Origin of the sequence: Agrobacterium tumefaciens (assembly GCF_017726655.1) — a bacterium.
Lineage (GTDB): Bacteria > Pseudomonadota > Alphaproteobacteria > Rhizobiales > Rhizobiaceae > Agrobacterium > Agrobacterium tumefaciens_B.
This window is the reverse complement of record NZ_CP072308.1, coordinates 2,589,271-2,607,317: the sequence shown is the minus strand read 5'-3', so window position 1 is coordinate 2,607,317 and position 18,047 is coordinate 2,589,271. Positions and strand designations below refer to the sequence as shown.

18 protein-coding genes and 1 pseudogene are annotated in these 18,047 nt (G+C 61.3%); 11 read left to right on the top strand and 8 right to left on the bottom strand.

What is annotated here, in order from left to right:
* Window positions 1-64 precede the first annotated feature (64 nt).
* The 4 genes from cysQ (at window position 65) to AT6N2_RS12735 (ending at window position 3,032) form a co-directional block, all read left to right on the top strand.
* Window positions 65-856, top strand: a complete 792-nt coding sequence (cysQ, locus tag AT6N2_RS12750; protein ID WP_209089696.1) for a 3'(2'),5'-bisphosphate nucleotidase CysQ — start codon at window positions 65-67, stop codon at window positions 854-856.
* Window positions 857-1,020: 164 nt separating this feature from the next.
* Window positions 1,021-2,061 carry a DUF2793 domain-containing protein gene (locus AT6N2_RS12745; protein ID WP_209087253.1) on the top strand — a complete coding sequence of 347 codons (1,041 nt, stop codon included), beginning with the start codon at window positions 1,021-1,023 and terminating at the stop codon, window positions 2,059-2,061.
* 191 nt (window positions 2,062-2,252) lie between these two features.
* Window positions 2,253-2,528 carry a DUF1153 domain-containing protein gene (locus tag AT6N2_RS12740; RefSeq protein ID WP_003491799.1) on the top strand — a complete coding sequence of 92 codons (276 nt, stop codon included), beginning with the start codon at window positions 2,253-2,255 and terminating at the stop codon, window positions 2,526-2,528.
* 222 nt (window positions 2,529-2,750) lie between these two features.
* Window positions 2,751-3,032 (top strand): GNAT family N-acetyltransferase, encoded by a 282-nt coding sequence (locus tag AT6N2_RS12735; RefSeq protein ID WP_209087251.1) that lies wholly within the window; start codon window positions 2,751-2,753, stop codon window positions 3,030-3,032.
* A 238-nt stretch (window positions 3,033-3,270) separates the two neighbouring features.
* On the opposite strand, the gene AT6N2_RS12730 is transcribed toward AT6N2_RS12735, so the two are convergent.
* Together AT6N2_RS12730 and AT6N2_RS12725 are read right to left on the bottom strand one after the other, a co-directional pair.
* Window positions 3,271-3,474 carry a DUF1059 domain-containing protein gene (locus AT6N2_RS12730; RefSeq protein WP_063948217.1) on the bottom strand — a complete coding sequence of 68 codons (204 nt, stop codon included), beginning with the start codon at window positions 3,472-3,474 and terminating at the stop codon, window positions 3,271-3,273.
* A gap of 282 nt (window positions 3,475-3,756) precedes the next feature.
* Window positions 3,757-4,107 (bottom strand): flagellar export protein FliJ, encoded by a 351-nt coding sequence (locus AT6N2_RS12725; RefSeq protein ID WP_003491821.1) that lies wholly within the window; start codon window positions 4,105-4,107, stop codon window positions 3,757-3,759.
* Window positions 4,108-4,586: 479 nt separating this feature from the next.
* On the opposite strand from AT6N2_RS12725, the gene ctrA reads away from it, so the two are divergent.
* Window positions 4,587-5,291, top strand: a complete 705-nt coding sequence (ctrA, locus tag AT6N2_RS12720) for a response regulator transcription factor CtrA (RefSeq protein ID WP_003522926.1) — start codon at window positions 4,587-4,589, stop codon at window positions 5,289-5,291.
* An 80-nt stretch (window positions 5,292-5,371) separates the two neighbouring features.
* Window positions 5,372-5,880: pseudogene (locus AT6N2_RS12715) on the top strand (GNAT family N-acetyltransferase).
* A 17-nt stretch (window positions 5,881-5,897) separates the two neighbouring features.
* On the opposite strand, the gene AT6N2_RS12710 reads toward AT6N2_RS12715, so the two are convergent.
* Window positions 5,898-6,428: a GNAT family N-acetyltransferase gene (locus tag AT6N2_RS12710; RefSeq protein WP_209087249.1), complete on the bottom strand. Its 531-nt coding sequence runs from the start codon at window positions 6,426-6,428 to the stop codon at window positions 5,898-5,900.
* Window positions 6,429-6,513: 85 nt separating this feature from the next.
* Window positions 6,514-7,161, bottom strand: coding sequence for a histidine phosphotransferase ChpT (gene chpT, locus AT6N2_RS12705; protein WP_144577052.1), 648 nt, complete (start codon window positions 7,159-7,161; stop codon window positions 6,514-6,516).
* 251 nt (window positions 7,162-7,412) lie between these two features.
* Here chpT and AT6N2_RS12700 point away from each other — a divergent pair, with 251 nt between their 5' ends.
* A complete protein-coding gene (locus AT6N2_RS12700; protein ID WP_209087247.1) occupies window positions 7,413-8,009 on the top strand; it encodes a DUF1134 domain-containing protein in 597 nt (198 codons plus the stop codon).
* A gap of 276 nt (window positions 8,010-8,285) precedes the next feature.
* Window positions 8,286-9,527, top strand: coding sequence for a hypothetical protein (locus AT6N2_RS12695; RefSeq protein ID WP_209087245.1), 1,242 nt, complete (start codon window positions 8,286-8,288; stop codon window positions 9,525-9,527).
* Between the two features lie 29 nt (window positions 9,528-9,556).
* Here the strand turns inward: AT6N2_RS12695 and AT6N2_RS12690 are convergent, their stop codons facing one another.
* A complete protein-coding gene (locus AT6N2_RS12690) occupies window positions 9,557-10,414 on the bottom strand; it encodes a TrmH family RNA methyltransferase (protein WP_209087243.1) in 858 nt (285 codons plus the stop codon).
* The gene (locus tag AT6N2_RS12685; RefSeq protein WP_063948210.1) at window positions 10,404-10,796 is read right to left on the bottom strand and encodes a hypothetical protein; all 393 of its coding nucleotides are present in this window, start codon (window positions 10,794-10,796) and stop codon (window positions 10,404-10,406) included. Before AT6N2_RS12685 ends, AT6N2_RS12690 begins: the two co-directional genes overlap by 11 nt.
* A 38-nt stretch (window positions 10,797-10,834) precedes the next feature.
* On the opposite strand from AT6N2_RS12685, the gene AT6N2_RS12680 reads away from it, so the two are divergent.
* From AT6N2_RS12680 to rpoH, 3 genes are all read left to right on the top strand, one after another.
* Window positions 10,835-11,857 carry an RluA family pseudouridine synthase gene (locus AT6N2_RS12680; protein WP_209087241.1) on the top strand — a complete coding sequence of 341 codons (1,023 nt, stop codon included), beginning with the start codon at window positions 10,835-10,837 and terminating at the stop codon, window positions 11,855-11,857.
* A gap of 222 nt (window positions 11,858-12,079) precedes the next feature.
* Entirely contained in the window at window positions 12,080-12,904 is an 825-nt protein-coding gene (locus tag AT6N2_RS12675; protein WP_209087239.1) for a class I SAM-dependent methyltransferase, read from the top strand.
* Window positions 12,905-13,069: 165 nt separating this feature from the next.
* Window positions 13,070-13,972: an RNA polymerase sigma factor RpoH gene (rpoH, locus tag AT6N2_RS12670; protein WP_003522581.1), complete on the top strand. Its 903-nt coding sequence runs from the start codon at window positions 13,070-13,072 to the stop codon at window positions 13,970-13,972.
* 323 nt (window positions 13,973-14,295) lie between these two features.
* Here rpoH and AT6N2_RS12665 read toward each other — a convergent pair whose 3' ends face one another.
* Complete coding sequence (locus AT6N2_RS12665) at window positions 14,296-16,641, bottom strand: hypothetical protein (RefSeq protein WP_209087237.1); 2,346 nt, start codon at window positions 16,639-16,641, stop codon at window positions 14,296-14,298.
* A gap of 70 nt (window positions 16,642-16,711) precedes the next feature.
* On the bottom strand, window positions 16,712-18,010 hold the full coding sequence (locus tag AT6N2_RS12660; RefSeq protein ID WP_144577047.1) for an adenylosuccinate synthase: 1,299 nt from the start codon (window positions 18,008-18,010) through the stop codon (window positions 16,712-16,714).
* Between the last annotated feature and the right edge of the window lie 37 nt (window positions 18,011-18,047).

The following is an 18,047-nucleotide window of genomic DNA, read 5'->3' as shown; positions in this document are numbered from 1 at the left end:
CGCACACAAAAGAGTAGCGAAGATGGAGAAGATGAAATCCCCAGGTGGGATGGTGACGGCAGAGATGATCGACATATTGACGACAGCGGCGCTGGACGCGGGCCAGGCGATCATGGCGGTGCACCGCGCCGGGCCGCATGTTTCCTACAAGGACGACTGCTCTCCCGTCACCGAGGCGGACCAGCGCGCCGAGACCATCATCCTGGAAGCCCTCGCCCTCCATTTTCCGCAGATCCCCGTGGTGGCCGAAGAGGCCGTCTCAAGCGGTATCCTGCCGGAGACCGGCGTGGAGTTTTTCCTTGTCGATCCGCTGGACGGCACGAAGGAGTTCATATCCGGCAAGGACGACTTCACCGTCAACATCGCGCTCATCCGAAATGGCGCTCCGGTGGCCGGTGTCGTTTATGCACCCTGCCGTGGGCAGGCATGGACCGGCATGGACGAGGCTGCCGAAAAGCTCACCATTTCCAGCGAGGGCGCGATCCTCGCGCGCGAGACGATCCGGGCCCGCCAACGCGGCGCGTCGCCTGTGGCGCTGATCAGCCGCTCGCATTGCACCGCAAAGACGGAGGCCTTTGTCGCAGAGCACGGCCTGAAGGACTGCATTTCGGTCGGCTCGTCGCTGAAATTCTGCATGCTCGCCGAGGGCGCCGCCGATATCTACCCCCGCTTCAGCCGCACCATGATGTGGGACACGGCCGCAGGCGACGCCGTGCTGCGCGCCGCTGGTGGCCGCACGCTGGATTGCGACGGGCACCTGCTGACCTACAAGGTCCGGGGCGACGGCGAGGACGCGCTCGCCAATCCGGATTTCATTGCCGAAGGTGCGATGGCGGCGGTGGGACACGCGGGGTAATTCCCGCTACCGGCAAGTTTGGTTGGCGTATGCCGCTCATCCTCTCTGCGCGGCAGGGCCGAGGGGGGTAAGCGGCACACACCAACCCGACAAAAATATTTTCATCCCCGCCCCGCGCCACCACGTCACAATACCCGCGACACCACGAACGCGGAGCCGACGCCATGACGGAACAGACGACGAGACTTTCCCTTCCCTACATCCTCCCCTCGCAGGCACAGAAACACGTCACCCACAACGAGGCGCTGCAAAAGCTGGACGCCGTCGTGCAACTGGTCGTGAAGGCCGTCCTTTCGACCCTTCCCGAAAACCCCGCCGAGGGTGACTGCTTCCTCCTTGCCTCGAATGCCACGGGCGACCTCGCGGGCAAGGCGAGAAAACTCGCAATCCGGCAGGATGGCGCATGGCTGTTCATAACCCCACAACCGGGCTGGACGGCGTGGTTTGCGAGCGATGGCAAATATCGCGTGCTTCAGGACAAGAACTGGCGCGACCTTCCTCTGCCCGCCGCAGGCCGGATGGACCGGCTTGGCATCGGCACGGAGCCGAACACGACCAACCGCCTGACGCTCTCCTCACCCGCCAGCCTCTTCAGCCATGCGGAGCAGGATGGCAGCCACCGCATGACCATCAACAAGGCGGCCAAAACCGATACGGCCTCTCTCCTGTTCCAGACCGGCTGGAGCGGCCGGGCAGAAATGGGGCTTGCCGGCCATGACGGCTTTTCGATCAAGACAAGCCCCGATGGCGCGAACTGGTACACGGCGCTGCTGTGCAGCGGCGACGGTCGGGTGTCATTGCCAAACCGCGCGCTTGCCGTGGCAGGGCTGCCGGCCGGCACGACGAAACCCGCCAGTGGATCGACGGCGGGCTTCTCCCTGCTGACTATCTCCGAGGGTGGCTTTGCCCTGGGTGACGCGGTGGAGACGGGCGGGCGCGAACTGCTCATCCCGGCAAAGGGGCTTTATCTCGTTGCCCTCACGCTTGCCGTGGCAGCATCTTCCGGCCACCGGGTCACACTTCTCAGCAATGGCTTGGCCACGGGCTTCAGCGTCGCCGGCAACGCATCCGCCGTCGGCACACAGCAGTCGGCAATATCCATCCTCGCCCTCAATGCCGGCGACCGCCTGCGGCTGCAGCACGAGGGAACGGCGGAATTCGCCCAGGGCAGCGGAAAAACCAGCCTTTCACTTGCGGCGCTGTGACCGCGGCAACCCCTGAGCGAGAAAAAACGCGTTTTTTGCAGAAATTTTTGCCCGGCAAAATAAGGCGACTCGAACAAATCAGGCGAAACCGTTCAAATTCTTAATAAATTGTCACGACCTGCTTAGGCAATTTTTAAAGGTACGGGGCTAAAGTTCCCGTCATATGGTCTTGAGTTTGTATAGAGTGTCCAATGACCGAAATGATACGCCCACGAGTTAAATATGTCATCGGCCCCGATGGCAGCCCCCTGACGATTGCGGATCTTCCGCCTGCCAATACCCGCCGTTGGGTCATTCGCAGAAAGGCAGAGGTTGTTGCCGCCGTGCGCGGTGGACTGTTGAGCCTCGAAGAGGCCTGCGAGCGTTATACGCTCACCGTTGAAGAATTCCTGTCCTGGCAGTCCTCGATTGCCGATCATGGCCTTGCCGGCCTGCGCACCACGCGCATTCAGCAATATCGCCACTAACGGCAACGGCGCCTCGCAGCGCCCCAGATCGAACGTTAACGATACCCCGTCGTCTGAACGACGGGGCTTTCGGTTTCCTATCCTCTCCGGCCGCAGTTCCCCATGGCGACCCCGGTGATTGTTCACCGGAGCACGTCCACTGCGTTCGCTTTTCCCGCTGTTTCAATTCGGCCGCAAGCCGTTACAGTGGGGACACGAACAAGTAAGGGCAAGGCAAAGATCATGGATATCAAGACGACCGAAAAAGGATCGCGCGGCGAATATCTCGCAACCGTCGACGGCCATACGGCGGAAATGACTTATTCGCGCACCTCCCCCACCCTCGTTATCATCGACCACACCGGCGTGCCCGATGCCCTGCGCGGCAAAGGCGTCGGCCAGGCGCTCGCCGCCCACGCCATCGATGAGGCCCGCAAGGGCGGCTGGAAGATCATCCCGCTCTGCCCGTTCTTCAAGGCCCAGACCCTGCGCCACGCTGATTGGGCCGATGTTATCCAGGGGTAAGGGCGGCTTATCCTCTGTCTGAGGGCAGAATAGTCGCAAGCGCCGCGGCGTATTTCTTCTCCCCGCCGGGGAGAAGGTGGCCCGAAGGGTCGGATGAGGGGGCAACGGTAGAGATAGACCGAGAGCTTGCCCCCTCATCCCGCTGCCGCGGACTTCTCCCCGCCGGGGAGAAGAAACAAGCGGCTTAAGCTTCATCCCTCACAACCGTTCCAAATATCGCGCCATTTCTTAATGCGTTTCACGCCACCTTCAACGGTGGGGTCCCGGCATGCATGCTCCGGCGGACTTCTTCCCGAAATTCGGGCGTATCCTTCGCCCCATGCACCGCCACGGCATGCTGCACGGCCGCCTCCATCAGCTCCTCCTGGGAATCGGCCGAAATGGCAACGGTGCATCTGCTGTCACTGGGAAATTCGCGGCAATCGATATATTGGCGGGCCATTTTTTCCTCCCTGCAATGGCCGCCCGCACCCGCACGGGTGCGTGCGCGTAAAAGCCTCCGGCTCACGGTCGGAACCCCTGTAAAATACGCCCTTCTTCATGTCCGAACAATCGAAATCGGGGCCGCCGCCCGGTCGTGGCGCGCGGGCAAGCAGCAAAACAAAAGGCCGCCCTTGAGGAGCGACCTTCCAAAAAAATGCAAGCCGTCCCGTCATTGAAAGCTGCCTCCTGATCCACCGGCAGCCGTCAATGAGGACGATCATTCGTCCGATTTACGCCCTGGTCAGGCGCGCGCGCGAATTGCTCCGTCGCGGTTTTCCAGTGCCGCGGCCTTTTCATATTCGGCCTGCACCTCTTCCAGCGACGCTTCCGCCGCCTCCTGCTGAGCCTTCAACTCCCGGATGGAGACCTGAAGATTATCCGCTCGCTGGCGCGCGGCCTTGGCGAAGGTCGGATAGGCGAAATGTGTCGGATCGGTAATTCCCGACTTGCTCTCTTCCAGAGAAATCTGATGCACCAGTTCCTTGGCCATCCGCTCGAATTCGGACATCATCTGCTGCAGCTGGTTAAGCTGCCTGCGTTTTTCATTGACCTGAAATTCCTTCAGGCGAACCAGGCTGTCACGCGACTTCATACGCAATACTCCATGGATAGCGAGACCCGGATCAAAATGGCACTATGCCAGCCTGATCGGCCCGTTTAACCCGCCCGTTTTCCGCAAGGGTTACTCCCTGTGCCGGAATGATTCCCAAAAGTTACCCGACGTTAATAAAAAACCGCCGTTGTTAACCTTTCGTTTACGGGCATCGTTAATGATAACGACGATCATTTAAGGGTCGGTAAATGCCAGGTCCAAAAAAACGGGCCAGACGATGTGAGAGTCGATTGAATCACTTAGCGGGAAATCCTCACGTTAAGCTTCAATTTTGGCGATTGTGGATTCACGTGCAAAAACAGCAAAATGCCTAGCTTGCTTAATAAATTCGATACACCTTGCCAAAGGCAATTAGAATTTGTTAACCATTTGGTGGCAGCCTGCAAATCAGGCAACGTCTGGATCCGCATCGCGCGAGGCAATGACTTACCGGTTCGCGGGCGGCAAAGGGGATAATTATGCGGGTTCTACTGATTGAAGACGACAGCGCGACAGCGCAGAGCATTGAACTGATGCTTAAGTCGGAAAGCTTTAACGTTTACACGACCGACCTCGGTGAGGAAGGCGTGGATCTGGGCAAGCTCTACGATTACGACATTATTCTTCTCGACCTCAACCTGCCTGACATGTCGGGCTACGAGGTGCTGAGAACGCTTCGCCTCTCCAAGGTCAAGACACCGATCCTCATCCTGTCCGGCATGGCCGGCATTGAGGACAAGGTTCGCGGTCTCGGCTTCGGCGCCGACGATTACATGACGAAGCCGTTCCACAAGGACGAGCTTGTTGCCCGCATTCACGCCATCGTCCGCCGTTCCAAGGGCCATGCGCAATCGGTCATCGCCACCGGCGAACTCATCGTCAATCTCGACGCCAAGACGGTTGAAGTGGGTGGCCAGCGCGTTCACCTGACCGGCAAGGAATATCAGATGCTCGAGCTGCTTTCGCTGCGCAAGGGCACGACGCTGACCAAGGAAATGTTCCTGAACCACCTCTACGGTGGCATGGATGAGCCGGAACTGAAGATCATCGACGTCTTCATCTGCAAGCTGCGCAAGAAGCTCGCGAACGCCGCCGGCGGCGCCAACTACATCGAAACCGTCTGGGGCCGAGGCTATGTGCTGCGCGAGCCGGACGGCGCCACGGAATTCCTCGAAACCGCCTGATCCGTTTCGGAACAGGACAGTTTTAAAAGACCCGCTGGCGACAGCGGGTTTTTTGTTGCCATTTCCAATCAGGCCGAACCATGAACGACCCTATTCCCACCCTCAGGACCAGCCGTCTGATATTGCGCCCGCTTGCCCTGGCGGATTTTCCGGCCTATCGCGATTTCATGGCCTCACCGCGCGCCATCGGCGTTAGCGGACCGCATGATCTTCCTGCCGCGTGGGCGATGTTTTGTCAGGACAGGGCATTATGGTCGTTCTTCGGTCACGGCGCGCTGATGATCGATCTCGCCGAGGGTGGAGAATGCATCGGTCAGGTCGGCATCAATCATGGTCCCCTCTACCCGAGAAGGAACTGGGCTGGCTGCTTTACGACGGCCATGAAGGGAAGGGTTATGCGGCAGAAGCCGCAACGGCGCTGCGCGACTGGGCCTTCAACACCCTCAAGCTTCCAACCCTCGTCAGCTACGTCAGCGCATCCAACCGCCAATCCGCCGCCGTTGCGGAGCGTATAGGCGGGATGCTGGACCCTATGGCGCCGCGCCCACTACCGTCCGATCTCGTTTATCGACATTTGGGGGGGCAATAGGGCCTGATTGATGCGAATCAGCGGGTCTGAACAACCCGCTCAAACAACCGCACCGGGCATTCCCGGAACGTCGTATCCCGCAAAGGCAGGAAGCCGAAGCGGGTGGCGATTGCGAGGGAGGGCGTGTTGAGCGGATCGATCATGCACACGATCCTGTTCGATATGCGCTGCGCGTCGAACCAGCCAAGGGCGGCCTGCACCGCCTCGCTGGCGACGCCCTTGCCCGTCAGATCCCTGTCGATCTTCCACATGGCCTCCGGCGCGGTATCGAAATCCGCACCGTGGCCGCGGCGCATGTTGGCGAGACCGACCTCGCCGACGATCCGCCCCGTGGCGGTTTCCTCCACCACGAAGGGGCCGAAGCCGAAGACGGACCAGTGGCCAATGAAGCGCAGAAGCCGTGCGAAGGCGAGCTCCGGATCGAGCGGCGCGATCGAACTCACGCCGGGGATCGGCTGGATGGCAGCGCTCCAGAACGCGCAATAGCGCCCCTCATCCTCGATGGCATGCGGCCGAAGACAGAGACGCGGGGTTTCGATGCGGATCAAGAAATCTCCTCCTCTCAAACGAAAAGGCCGGGCACTGGCAAAGCCGGCCCGACCCCCTGATAACGTCACGCTCGCACCGAAACGATCACGCCGTGATCGACTTCGCCGTGAAGACAATGCGATCGTCATGCACCTTGTAGTCCACCTCCATGTTGGCCTCTTCAGCCAGAAGCAGCGTGTAGTATGGCTGCACGGAATGGGCGTCGACCGCCTCTTCCAGCCGGCCCTCGTAAATTTCCACGAACTTCGCCGGCACGCGCATCATCCGGCCCTTGACGGTGATCTCGAACCTGGCGTCGCCATCGGGATTTTCCAGCAGCACATCCACATTACCGCCGCGCGGGATCGCGCCGTAAGCGACGAGGAAAAGGTTGAGCAGAAGTTTGACACGATTCTTCGCAACGATGGCGCGCGGACCGTTCCAGCTGACCTCCGCCTTCTTTTCGGCGGCGGCGAAATCCTGCGCAGCCTTTTCGGCCTCGCCGGTATCGATCGACGCGCCGGCGGAACCGGAAGCGCCGAATGCAAGGCGGGCGAACTTAAGCCGCACGGATGCGTTAAGGGCGGACGTGCGGATGAGGTCGAGGGCGTCGTCATCCGTGCCGCCCTCGTCCAGAAGTTCGAGGCCGTTATTGATCGCGCCGACAGGGGATATCACGTCATGGCACACACGGCTGCACAAAAGGGCCGCCAGATCGGGACCGGACAGCGTGATATTGAGTTTGCTGGTCATAAAATTCTCTCCTGCGCAAGGGAGGCGCGGACGGTGTGGAAATTGTTAAGCCATAATGACACCATATTTGGTAAACCGATTGTTAATAGGATGGTTTCAAAATGCCAAATGCCTTAACAGGCCACACTGGAGCCCCGTGTATCCGCAAGAATGCACGAAACATGCTGTAGAACTTTGACTCTGCGCGGCTGCCCTTTCGAAAATCGATTCGGATTTTTGGGCTGATGCGCCAACGAAACAGACGGACGGACATGACGATGCGCCTTACGAAAACCCGCACCATTGCACGCCTCGGACTGGGAAAGATTGTTGCGCTCCTTGCGAGCCTGTTGATGTGGGTTGCGCCGGCGGCGGCCCAGAACAGCGATCAGTATACTTTCCAGGAAGTCGTGGATGCAGGCCACGGATTCTTCGGTGAAACCACAGGCGGCCTTGCCAAGGTGGTGGAGCGGGCCTTCCAGCAATATGGCCTTCCGAACGGCTACATTCTCGGCCAGGAAGGCTCCGGCGCCTTCGTAGCCGGCCTCACCTACGGCGAAGGCACGCTCTACACCAAGAATGCCGGCCAACACCCCGTCTTCTGGCAAGGACCGTCGCTCGGGCTTGATTATGGCGGACAGGGCACCCGCGCCATGATGCTGGTCTATAATCTGCCCTCCGTCGATTCGCTTTATCGCCGTTATGGCGGCGTCAGTGGCTCCGCCTTCATCGTCGCCGGCGTCGGCATGACCTATCTGAAAAGCAGCGACGTGACGCTGGCGCCCATCCGCACCGGCATCGGCGCGCGCCTCGGCATTAACGTCGGTTACCTGAAGCTCACCCAGCAGCCGACCTGGAACCCGTTCTGATAAGACAAGACTATTGCGGCAGCTTTTTTCTCCCCGCCGGGGAGAAGGTGGCCCGAAGGGTCGGATGAGGGGGCAACCTTGCCGTATCTCATAATCCTTGACCCCGCATCCCGCTGACGCGGACTTTCCCCTCTCGGGGAGAAGAAACAAGTTGCAAGGTCCCGCCCATGAATTGCCGAAGGGAAACCCCTCCCCACGGTTGCAATAATAGCGTAACGTGTTTTCGCGCCCCTCTTTCCGAATGCGCGCGTATCTGAGTTTCGGAGACTGTAAAGCGTGATCGAATATGCCATTCTTTTCGGACTGGGTTTTCTTACCGCAACCCTGCTGGCTCTGTTGATCGCACCTGCGATCCACCGGCGGATCGTCGCCTATACGGAAAAGCGCATCCACGCCACGATGCCCATCAGCCCGCAGGAAGTGCGCGCCCAGAAGGACATGGCCCGTGCACTCTATGCCGCCGAAAACGCCAAGGTGCGCCAGGAGCTGGAAACGGAGCGGGAAAAGAACACATCGCTGCGCCTCGCCAACGAAGCCGCCTCCAGCGATGCCTATCGGTTGGGCGAACAAAACCGTAGCCTGTCGCTGAAAATCGAGGAACTGACGCTGGAAATCGGCGAATTGCGCGCAGCACTCGACGCCGCCGAAGACCGCGCCTCCACGATCCAGGCCGCGCTCTCGCAACAGGAGCAGGCCGCCAACGAGCGCGCGAACCAGATGGCCGACCTCACCGCGCGCCTCACCAACCTGACGCGCGAGCTGGATGATTCGAAAATCCTCGCCGCCACCCGCGATCTTGAAGCCGAACAGGCCAAGCAAAGCGCCACACGCTTCCGTAAGGAAGGCGAGACCGTCACCCGAGAACTTCAGGATATCGCCAGCCGCAACCGGGAAGCGATGGAGGCCGTTGCCCGCGAAAGCCGCAAGGTAACAAGGCTGGAGGAACAGCTGGCGAGCACCATCGCCAAAAACGCCGACCTCGACACGATGCTGACCCTGCGCAACCAGGAAGTCGCGCGGCTGAAAGAACAACTGGCGGCAACCGGCGGCCGCAGCAACGACATGATCATTCGCCTGCCGAATCCCGCTGAAAAGCCGGTTGAGCAGCCGCAACCCGCAGCAACTGCCCCAGCCGCCACGCTCGAAACCGCACCGGCCATCGAGAGGGAGGTGCCACAGACGGCAGCCCCGGAGGATGCCGCCCCCGCCTCCCCGCCGGAGGAGCCCAGCGCAGAGCCGGACGCGTCGGCGCCTGAAGGTCTGGAACAGGAAATCGAGGATATCCGCAATCAGGGCACCGCTCTCACCGAACGCCTGCTGAACGTGCGCGGCACCGGCAACGACGAGCCCATCCGCCGCGAAATCGCACGGATCGCAGCCGAGATGATCGCGTTGACAGCAGCGCGGGAGGGCGAGGCATCACCCATTCCGGGGCTCCTCGCCAAGGCGTCAGATTCGTCGGGGCGTGAAAGCCTTGCGACGCGGGCTAAGGTGGTTATGGAGAAGCGGAAACGCTAGGTTCACCGAAGTGCTAAAGCGGCTCTGATCTACACCCGCCCCATCACCCCCGCCATCTGATAAAGCGCGAGCCCGGAGGCCGTGCCCGCATTCAGGCTATCCAACTGCGGCGACTGCGCAATCCTCGCCGTATGAAACCGAGACAGTACCGATTGCGGCAAGCCCTCGCCTTCCGTGCCGATGACCAACGCCATCCGCCCGGAGCGGGGAATATCGCGGATTTCGGTCTCGCCACCCGGCGAAAGGCTCCAGATTGCAAAACCAGCCCCGGAAAGCCGCTCCAGCATCGCGACCGCCCCGCCGCCGCGGTGATAGGGAACCGAGAGCACCGACCCGACGGAAACCCGCAGCGCCTTGCGATAGAGCGGATCGCAGCACGTCTCGTCCAGCAGCACCGCATCGGCATAAAAGGCTGCCGCATTGCGGAACATGGCACCGAGATTGTCGTGGTTGGAGATGCCGCAGCCGACGAGCACCAGAGACGAGGCGGGAAGTGCTGCTATCGTCTCTTCCAGCCCATCATCGCGCACGCGCCGCCCGAGCGCCAGAATGCCGCGATGCAGGTGGAAACCGACAATACCATCCAGCACCGGCGCTTCCGCCACGTAAACCGGGACATCATCGGGGATTTCGGCAAGGATATCCGCAACGCCGGAAAGACGGTTGCGCAGGATCAGGATGCTTTCCGCCGCAAAGGCCCCACCCGCCTTGTGAGCGGCAGCCAGCATGCGCAGCACCACCGTACCCTCGGCAATGAAACGCCCCTGCCGGCCGGTGAGATCACGCTCGCGAATGTCGCGAAAGGCGGCAATGCGCGGGTCGGTCGGGTCTTCAACCGGGATCAGCGCCCGCTGACCGAAAAATGGATGTTCGGCCTCACTGGCCATCAACAGTCACATCCGCGAGGAACCGGCCGCTGGCGACATTGAAGACCAGCGCCTTGCGGGTTCCGTTTGCCAGCCGGCCATAAAACAGCATATCGCCGCCAGAATAGCTGACGTTTTCAATGGTGAAGCCCTGCGGCAGGCTGGCGGTGACCGCCATCGGGCCATTGCCGGTTGGCACGGCTAGATTTGGCGCGACGCTTTGCGTCGCCGGCGTTTTCGAGCTACCCGTCGCCTTGTAGACAACGGCACCAAAGACAGCCATAAGGGCGATGAACATCACGGAGCCCGAAACGATCTGCAAACGGATCATCCGGCGGCGAAGTTTTTCCATGACCGGATCAAGCGGCTTGTCTTCCTGTTCGTCTTGCTCGATCTGCGTCATCGGGTTCCCTGAAATGCTGATGGATCGGAAAAATAAGAATGAACGACCCCTTTAAACAAGGCGGAGACGCAAGGAAAGTCCTGATTGCCGGGGAAGACGCCGAAGGGCGCCTCGATTCCTGGCTGGCGGGCGAAGTGGGCGGCGATTTCTCCCGCAGCCGGCTGAAGGCGCTGATCGAACAGGGTGCCGTTTCCATCAACAGCAAGCCGGTGACGGAGCCGAAAAAGAAGGTGCATCCCGGCGACCGTATCGAAATCGTTATGCCGGAACCGGAAGACCCTGAGCCCAAGGGCGAGGATATCCCGCTCGATGTGGAATATGAGGATGACGACCTGATCGTTCTGGTGAAGCCCCCGGGTCTCGTGGTGCATCCCGGCGCCGGCAACTGGACGGGAACGCTGGTCAACGCCCTCATTCACCATTGCGGCGACAGCCTCTCCGGCATTGGCGGCGTCAAGCGTCCCGGCATCGTGCACCGGCTGGACAAGGAAACGTCAGGTGTCATGGTCGTGGCGAAGAACGACAATGCCCACCGGCATCTGGCCGCGCAATTTGCCGATCATGGCCGCACCGGCCCGCTGGAACGCGCCTATAAGGCCGTTGTCTGGGGTCGCCCGCGCACGCTTCGCGGCACCATCGACGCCGCTCTCGGCCGCGGTGCCGATCGCACAAAACGCGCTGTGAAGCATGAGGATTCGGACGATGCCCGTGAGGCGATCACCCATTACGAGGTGGTGGAGCGATATCACGAACGGGCGGATGCTACCTGCCTCGCCTCCATGGTGGAATGCCGCCTGGAAACCGGCCGCACCCACCAGATCCGCGTGCATATGGCCCATATCGGCCATCCGCTGATCGGCGATCCCGAATATGGTGCGGCTTTCCGCACCAAGGCGAACCTTCTCGAGGAACCGGCAAAGAGCATCGTCGGGCGCTTTCCGCGCCAAGCGCTGCATGCCTATCTGCTGGCTTTCGAACACCCCCGCACCGGCGAGGTGATGGAGTTCGAAACCGACCTGCCGGACGATATGGAAGAGTTGATCGCCGCCCTGCAGGCCTGAAAACGCATGGCGCAGGCCTAAAAAGCTGCGCCGCCCATTTCGCCGGAAGCTTCGGATAATAAAAACAGATTAGCGAAACGCGATATTCCGCAGTCGGTCCTTTTTATAGACCGCCCCAATTTCGCTTTAATCCTCGCACCTCCTTTGCCTCGCAAAGCCTTGAACCGGCGCACGTTCGAGCCGCCTTGAACGGAACCGGCATGATGACGGGATCGAGTGCGCATGACGATTGAAGACCGCCGGTTTATTTTTCAGGAATTGCGTAGTGTCGAAGGTTATATCGACCCGCCCGATGCGCTTGTTTTCAAGGCCCTGCTACAGGCCCAGACGAGAAGCGCCCTGCACGGCGGCATCGCGGAAATCGGCGTTTATTACGGTCGCTCCTATTTCTTGCTGCGCAAATTCGCGCAGGCGCAGGAAAAGGTGCTGGGCGTCGATCTGTTCGATCTCGACCCACCGCAAGACGGCAGCCTGGACCAATATGACCGCCTGATGGAAAGCGGACGCCGGCTGGGTTTTGCCATGGATGAGGACCTCATCATCAAGGGCGACAGCACCCGTTTGTCACCGGCCGACATCACCTCGCGCATTGGCCCGGCGCGCTTCTTCAGCATCGATGGCGGCCATCACCTGCACCATGTGCTGGCCGATGCGAAACTGGCGCTGGAGGTAATCGCGCCGCATGGCGTCATCGTCTTTGACGACACATTCAACCCCGCCTGGCCGGAAGTGACGGTCGGCGTTGCAGATTTCCTGCGCACCCACGGTCATAACCTCGCCTGCTTTGCCATGACGAAATACAAGACCTACGTCTGTCGCCGGGAATTTCACGCCATCTATGCGGACGCGATTGCCACCGATCCGGACCTGCAGGCGCTTGCCCATGTCGAGACGCAGTTCCTTGGCTCGAAGGTGGTGCGTCTGCACAATCCGATGCGCCGAAGGGTGATGTATGAGCTGATGGTGCGCTCCGGCCTCGGCGGTTTTTCGGAACGAATCTATCGGTCAAAAGTTAAACAGGTCAAAGAAGAGGTCGTCTCGCCATAACGCATGTGTGAACGCAGCGTTCGCTTGAAACGCGGTGCGCGCGTACATATCTGTCACATGGGTTCGTGCGGGGTCGGTAACGACCCGCAGCTTACGGTGCGCCTCCGGCGGTTATTCGCCGATCAAAGAGGGTGCCGTTCCAGACCATAGATAAGGGGGTGCTTTATGGCCCGCAATAGTTTGCCTACGATTACAGCCGGCGAAGCCGGTCTCAACAGATATCTCGACGAAATCCGCAAATTCCCGATGCTGGAGCCGCAGGAAGAGTACATGCTTGGCAAGCGTTATGCCGAGCATGGCGACCGCGACGCCGCGCATAAGCTCGTCACCAGCCACCTGCGTCTCGTCGCCAAGATTGCGATGGGTTACCGCGGTTACGGCCTGCCGATCGGCGAAGTCGTCTCTGAAGGCAATGTCGGCCTGATGCAGGCCGTGAAGAAGTTCGATCCGGAGCGCGGCTTCCGTCTGGCCACCTACGCCATGTGGTGGATCAAGGCGTCGATCCAGGAATATATCCTGCGGTCATGGTCGCTGGTGAAGATGGGTACGACCGCCAATCAGAAGCGTCTGTTCTTCAACCTGCGTCGTCTCAAGGGCCGCATCCAGGCCATCGACGACGGCGATCTGAAGCCGGAGCACGTCAAGGAAATCGCGACGAAGCTGCAGGTGTCGGAAGAAGAAGTCATCTCGATGAACCGCCGCCTGCACGGCGACGCATCGCTGAATGCGCCGATCAAGGCCTCCGAGGGCGAATCCGGCCAATGGCAGGACTGGCTGGTGGATGACCATGACAGCCAGGAAGACGTGCTGATCGAGCAGGACGAGCTGGAAACCCGCCGCCGCATGCTGGCGAAAGCCATGGGCGTTCTGAATGACCGCGAACGCCGCATCTTCGAGGCCCGCCGGCTTGCGGAAGACCCGGTGACGCTGGAAGAACTCTCGTCCGAGTTCGACATCAGCCGCGAACGCGTGCGCCAGATCGAAGTGCGTGCCTTCGAGAAGGTGCAGGAAGCGGTGCAGAAGGAAGCGCTGGAAGCAGCGCGCGCCCTGCGCGTGGTGGATGCGTAAGGTCTAAGTGGCCTGCCCTTAGTTCTCGTATGAGTTAGTCGCTCATTGAGCCCGCAGATTTCAAGGTCTGCGGGTTTTTATTTGAGGAGGAAGTGCTGCTGCGCAAAGCAGCGACCCTTGCCCCCTCATCGCCTCGCTCGCGCTCCGGCACTTCTCCCCGGCGGGGAGAAGAATTTGCGGCGACCGATCGAGCGCTAGAAACGTCTGTAAGATTTAAGAAAGATGAGGCAGTGCGGCGAATTCTTCTCCCCGTCGGGGAGAAGTGCCGGAGCGCGAGCGAGGCGATGAGGGGGCGAGCTATTGGTGGATCGCCCCCATAACCATCACTGTCCCGTCGCCGGCGTTGACGCCGCCCATTCGCTGAGCGCCTTGTCGAAGGCGGCGATGCCGTCATTGCCCTTTTGCAGGGTCAACAGCGCACGCCGGCCATTGCGGTAGGACACCGGAATGTCGATCCAGTTACGGCTCTTGAGAAGCTCGAGATTGGTCTTCATCGCATCCGGGAAGTCGTTGAGCGCGATCATGTGGAAATCGTCGGTGATCTTGGCCGGGACCGCGATCAGCGCGTTGCCGCGATCCTGCTCGGTGCTCTTCATCGCGATGCGCTGGACGCTGTCGATCGCGCCGCCTTCAAAGCCGGGCGAAACCGAGAAGACGATCTCGATCAGATGGCTTGCCGGCAGCGACGGATCGGTGTTGCGCTTGAAGGTGATGAGCGCGCTGAGGCCACGGCCGGGCACGGTAATCTGGCCCTGCACGGTCGGAGAAGGCTTGCCTTCCGCGTCGTTTTCCTGCTGCAGCGACCAGGACACGGTTCCCTGAATGGCGGTCGGAACCGTCTGGCCCAGCACTTCCTCGTAGAGGAACATGCGGTCTCCCGTGGCCGCGGCGGCAGGCTGCTGTCCCGCAGGCGCGCCAGCCGGCGTTCCGGCGGGCGCACCAGCCGTGTTGGCAGGAGCCTCACCCGCAGGCGGCGGCGCGACATTCTGTTCGTAGACGGACTGACCTTCAGCCGTCACGGGCTGGCCATTGGCACCCGGAGCCGGTCCCTCGTCGCGCTCGGTGCCATCGGCCATCAGCCGCTGTGTGAATTTGGTGCCGGTGACGGAACCGTCATCGCCATGATTCTGTGTCTGGCCCTGTTGATTGGTCGGCGTTGCCGGCTGCTGCTGGCCCGTGCTGGCCGGTGGCTGCTGCGTCGCCGGTGGGGTGGTCGAAGGCTCAGTCTGCGTGGTCTCGGTCGGCGTGGTCGACTGCCCGCTGCCGCCGTTCTGGGCGGAGCTGACGAGGCCTTCCACCATATCGTTCAGCGCGTCGCGGTTCATCCACATGGCATAACCACCACCAGCCAGAAGTGCCACCCCGACGACGGCGAGAACGACTGACGCATAGTTACGGCGCGGCTTTTTCTTGACCATATAGGCCGGCGTCGCCGCCGTGGCAGCGAGGCCGGGCACGTCACCAGTCGCCTGTCGAGTGGAAGATGTGGCGCCGTCATAACCGATCAGTTCATCCAGATCGTCCCAGGGCGTACGTTCCTTGTTGTCCTTTGCGGCCGCCTGCTCCCCAAAGGGATCATCGTCCGCGCGCGGCAGCGCCGGCGCATCCTTGGCGGGAATGGCAATATCCGCGTCCTGGAAATAGGACGAGAAATCCTCGACCACGGCTGCCTTTTTCGGAGCCGGCTCTTCGCTCGGGTGATGCTCGTCAAAATCGTGCCGGCCACCAAAGGCGGGCGCGTGCTCGACAGCCGTGGGGCCCAGATGGTCGTCGGCGTCGCGTCGATCAGTCTCGCCATACGGCGCGGGCTCAAAACTGACGTCCGGCTCCTGATAATGCTGCGCGGCATAACCGGCGACGACCGGGCGTCCGTCGGTCTCGTCGCGAACCTCTTCATAGTCCCCGTCGGCCGGGCGAAGATCGTCGTTGCGTTCGTCGTCCAGCTTGCGCCAGTCGTCCTCGTCCACGGGCTGCGCCCAATGGGGGGGAACGGCATCGTCAACAGGTGCGGGTGTAAACACCGGCTCCGGCTCGGCATGGTCCTGCTGCGGCTCGTGAGCCGGCTCTTCCTCCGCGCGGGTGAAATAGGTGCCGACCTCGTCATGGGGGGCGTCTACCAGTGCCGGCGCAACAGGCTCGGGTTCCGGTGCGTCGTAGAGCTCTTCCGGCTCGTGCCCCCTGTCAAGCCGCTCCTCTTCGGAAGCGTGAACATCGTGGCGCGGCTCGTCGTAACGGTCCGGCTCCTGGTAAACCGGTTCCGGCTCAGCCGGTGCAGCATCCGCGTGAACCTGCTCTTCCCGCTCGTCTTCGCGATGGGCAGGCTCTTCCGGTTCGGCCTCGTGCACGACTTCGGCGGGCTGGGCGGCCGGCTCCTCAGCGGCTTCCTGATGATGATAGGGAGCAGCCGTTTCCTCTGCCGCTGGCGAGAAAGCGTCATCATCCTCCAGCGCCGGAAGCGCCTCGGCATATTCGCTGTCCACCTCTGCTATGGCGGCGTCCAGCTTGGCGATCTGCCGGCGCAACAATTCTTCCGGCGGACGTGGCTTCATATTCTCGAGCTGGCGCACAACAGCACTGCGCGCCTTGTCGTAAACCTTCGCCCGGTTCTCGGGAGTATTGTTCGCCAAGCCATCCACGGCCTTGCGAATGACTGCTACAAAATCCGCCATAAGCACTTTCTCGTCGTGACCGGCGACGTACCGGCCCGATATGGTTTATGAATCTAGATCGCCGAGGACATTAGTCCTCAAACGGATCAGTCACAAGTATGGTGTCGTCACGCTCCGGACTTGTCGACAGAAGCGCAACCGGCGCTCCGATCAGTTCCTCCACCTGCCGAACGTATTTGATTGCCTGAGCAGGCAAATCCGCCCATTTTCGGGCACCGACGGTAGATTCTTTCCAGCCTTCCAGCGTGATGTAGATCGGCTCGACACGCGCCTGCGCGCCCTGGCTAGCCGGAAGATGATCGATTTCCTGCCCGTCAAGCTTGTAGCCGACGCAGATTTTCAGCTCATCCAGACCGTCGAGAACATCGAGCTTGGTCAGCGCAATGCCGGTAATGCCGTTGGTGGCGACCGACTGGCGCACCAGCGCGGCATCAAACCAGCCGCAGCGGCGCTTGCGGCCGGTGACGGTGCCGAATTCATGACCCTTTTCGCCCAAGAACTGGCCGATTTCGTCGTTGAGTTCGGTTGGGAACGGGCCTTCGCCAACACGCGTGGTGTAGGCCTTGGTGATGCCGAGAATATAACCCAGCGAACCCGGACCCATGCCCGAACCGGCAGCAGCCTGGCCGGCAACCGTGTTGGAAGAGGTCACATAGGGATAGGTGCCGTGGTCGATATCGAGCAGCGAACCCTGCGCACCTTCGAACAGGATGCGCGCACCGGCGCGACGCTTCTTGTCGAGCAGCAGCCACACGGTTTCGCTGAACGGCAGGATGCGCTCGGCAACCGAGGACAGCTCCTCCATGATCGTTTCATGCGAGACTTCGGCCGCGCCGAAGCCGCGACGAAGCGCATTGTGGTGCGTCAGGATGCGATCGACCTTGGCGGAAAGCGCCTCCATGTCGGCGAGGTCCATGACGCGGATGGCGCGGCGGCCGACCTTGTCCTCGTAGGCCGGGCCGATGCCGCGGCGGGTGGTGCCGATCTTGGTGCCGCTGTTGGAGGCGGCGTCTTCGCGCATGCCGTCCAGTTCACGGTGAAGAGAAAGAATGAGCGTGGCATTGTCCGCGATGCGCAGGTTTTCCGGGGTCACCTTGACGCCCTGCGCTTCCAGACGGCCGATTTCGGCGATCAGCGCATGCGGGTCGACGACGACGCCATTGCCGATGACGGCGAGCTTGCCGGGACGCACGACGCCGGACGGCAGGAGCGAAAGCTTGTAGCTGACACCATCGATGACAAGCGTGTGGCCGGCATTGTGACCGCCCTGGTACCGCACGACGACATCTGCCCGCTCGGACAGCCAGTCGACAATCTTGCCTTTACCTTCGTCGCCCCATTGCGAGCCGACCACCACAACATTCGTCATTTCTTGCTTTCCTGCTCATGGCGCCTGCGCGCCCGAT

What these genes read in the sequence shown, in the direction of transcription:
- cysQ (WP_209089696.1), top strand. Translation starts at nt 65, where the DNA reads ATGATCGACATATTGACGACAGCGGCGCTGGACGCGGGCCAGGCGATC.
- AT6N2_RS12745 (WP_209087253.1), top strand. Translation starts at nt 1,021, where the DNA reads ATGACGGAACAGACGACGAGACTTTCCCTTCCCTACATCCTCCCCTCG.
- AT6N2_RS12740 (WP_003491799.1), top strand. Translation starts at nt 2,253, where the DNA reads ATGACCGAAATGATACGCCCACGAGTTAAATATGTCATCGGCCCCGAT.
- AT6N2_RS12735 (WP_209087251.1), top strand. Translation starts at nt 2,751, where the DNA reads ATGGATATCAAGACGACCGAAAAAGGATCGCGCGGCGAATATCTCGCA.
- AT6N2_RS12730 (WP_063948217.1), bottom strand. Translation starts at nt 3,474, where the DNA reads ATGGCCCGCCAATATATCGATTGCCGCGAATTTCCCAGTGACAGCAGA.
- AT6N2_RS12725 (WP_003491821.1), bottom strand. Translation starts at nt 4,107, where the DNA reads ATGAAGTCGCGTGACAGCCTGGTTCGCCTGAAGGAATTTCAGGTCAAT.
- ctrA (WP_003522926.1), top strand. Translation starts at nt 4,587, where the DNA reads ATGCGGGTTCTACTGATTGAAGACGACAGCGCGACAGCGCAGAGCATT.
- chpT (WP_144577052.1), bottom strand. Translation starts at nt 7,161, where the DNA reads ATGACCAGCAAACTCAATATCACGCTGTCCGGTCCCGATCTGGCGGCC.
- AT6N2_RS12700 (WP_209087247.1), top strand. Translation starts at nt 7,413, where the DNA reads ATGACGATGCGCCTTACGAAAACCCGCACCATTGCACGCCTCGGACTG.
- AT6N2_RS12690 (WP_209087243.1), bottom strand. Translation starts at nt 10,414, where the DNA reads ATGGCCAGTGAGGCCGAACATCCATTTTTCGGTCAGCGGGCGCTGATC.
- AT6N2_RS12685 (WP_063948210.1), bottom strand. Translation starts at nt 10,796, where the DNA reads ATGACGCAGATCGAGCAAGACGAACAGGAAGACAAGCCGCTTGATCCG.
- AT6N2_RS12680 (WP_209087241.1), top strand. Translation starts at nt 10,835, where the DNA reads ATGAACGACCCCTTTAAACAAGGCGGAGACGCAAGGAAAGTCCTGATT.
- AT6N2_RS12675 (WP_209087239.1), top strand. Translation starts at nt 12,080, where the DNA reads ATGACGATTGAAGACCGCCGGTTTATTTTTCAGGAATTGCGTAGTGTC.
- rpoH (WP_003522581.1), top strand. Translation starts at nt 13,070, where the DNA reads ATGGCCCGCAATAGTTTGCCTACGATTACAGCCGGCGAAGCCGGTCTC.
- AT6N2_RS12665 (WP_209087237.1), bottom strand. Translation starts at nt 16,641, where the DNA reads ATGGCGGATTTTGTAGCAGTCATTCGCAAGGCCGTGGATGGCTTGGCG.
- AT6N2_RS12660 (WP_144577047.1), bottom strand. Translation starts at nt 18,010, where the DNA reads ATGACGAATGTTGTGGTGGTCGGCTCGCAATGGGGCGACGAAGGTAAA.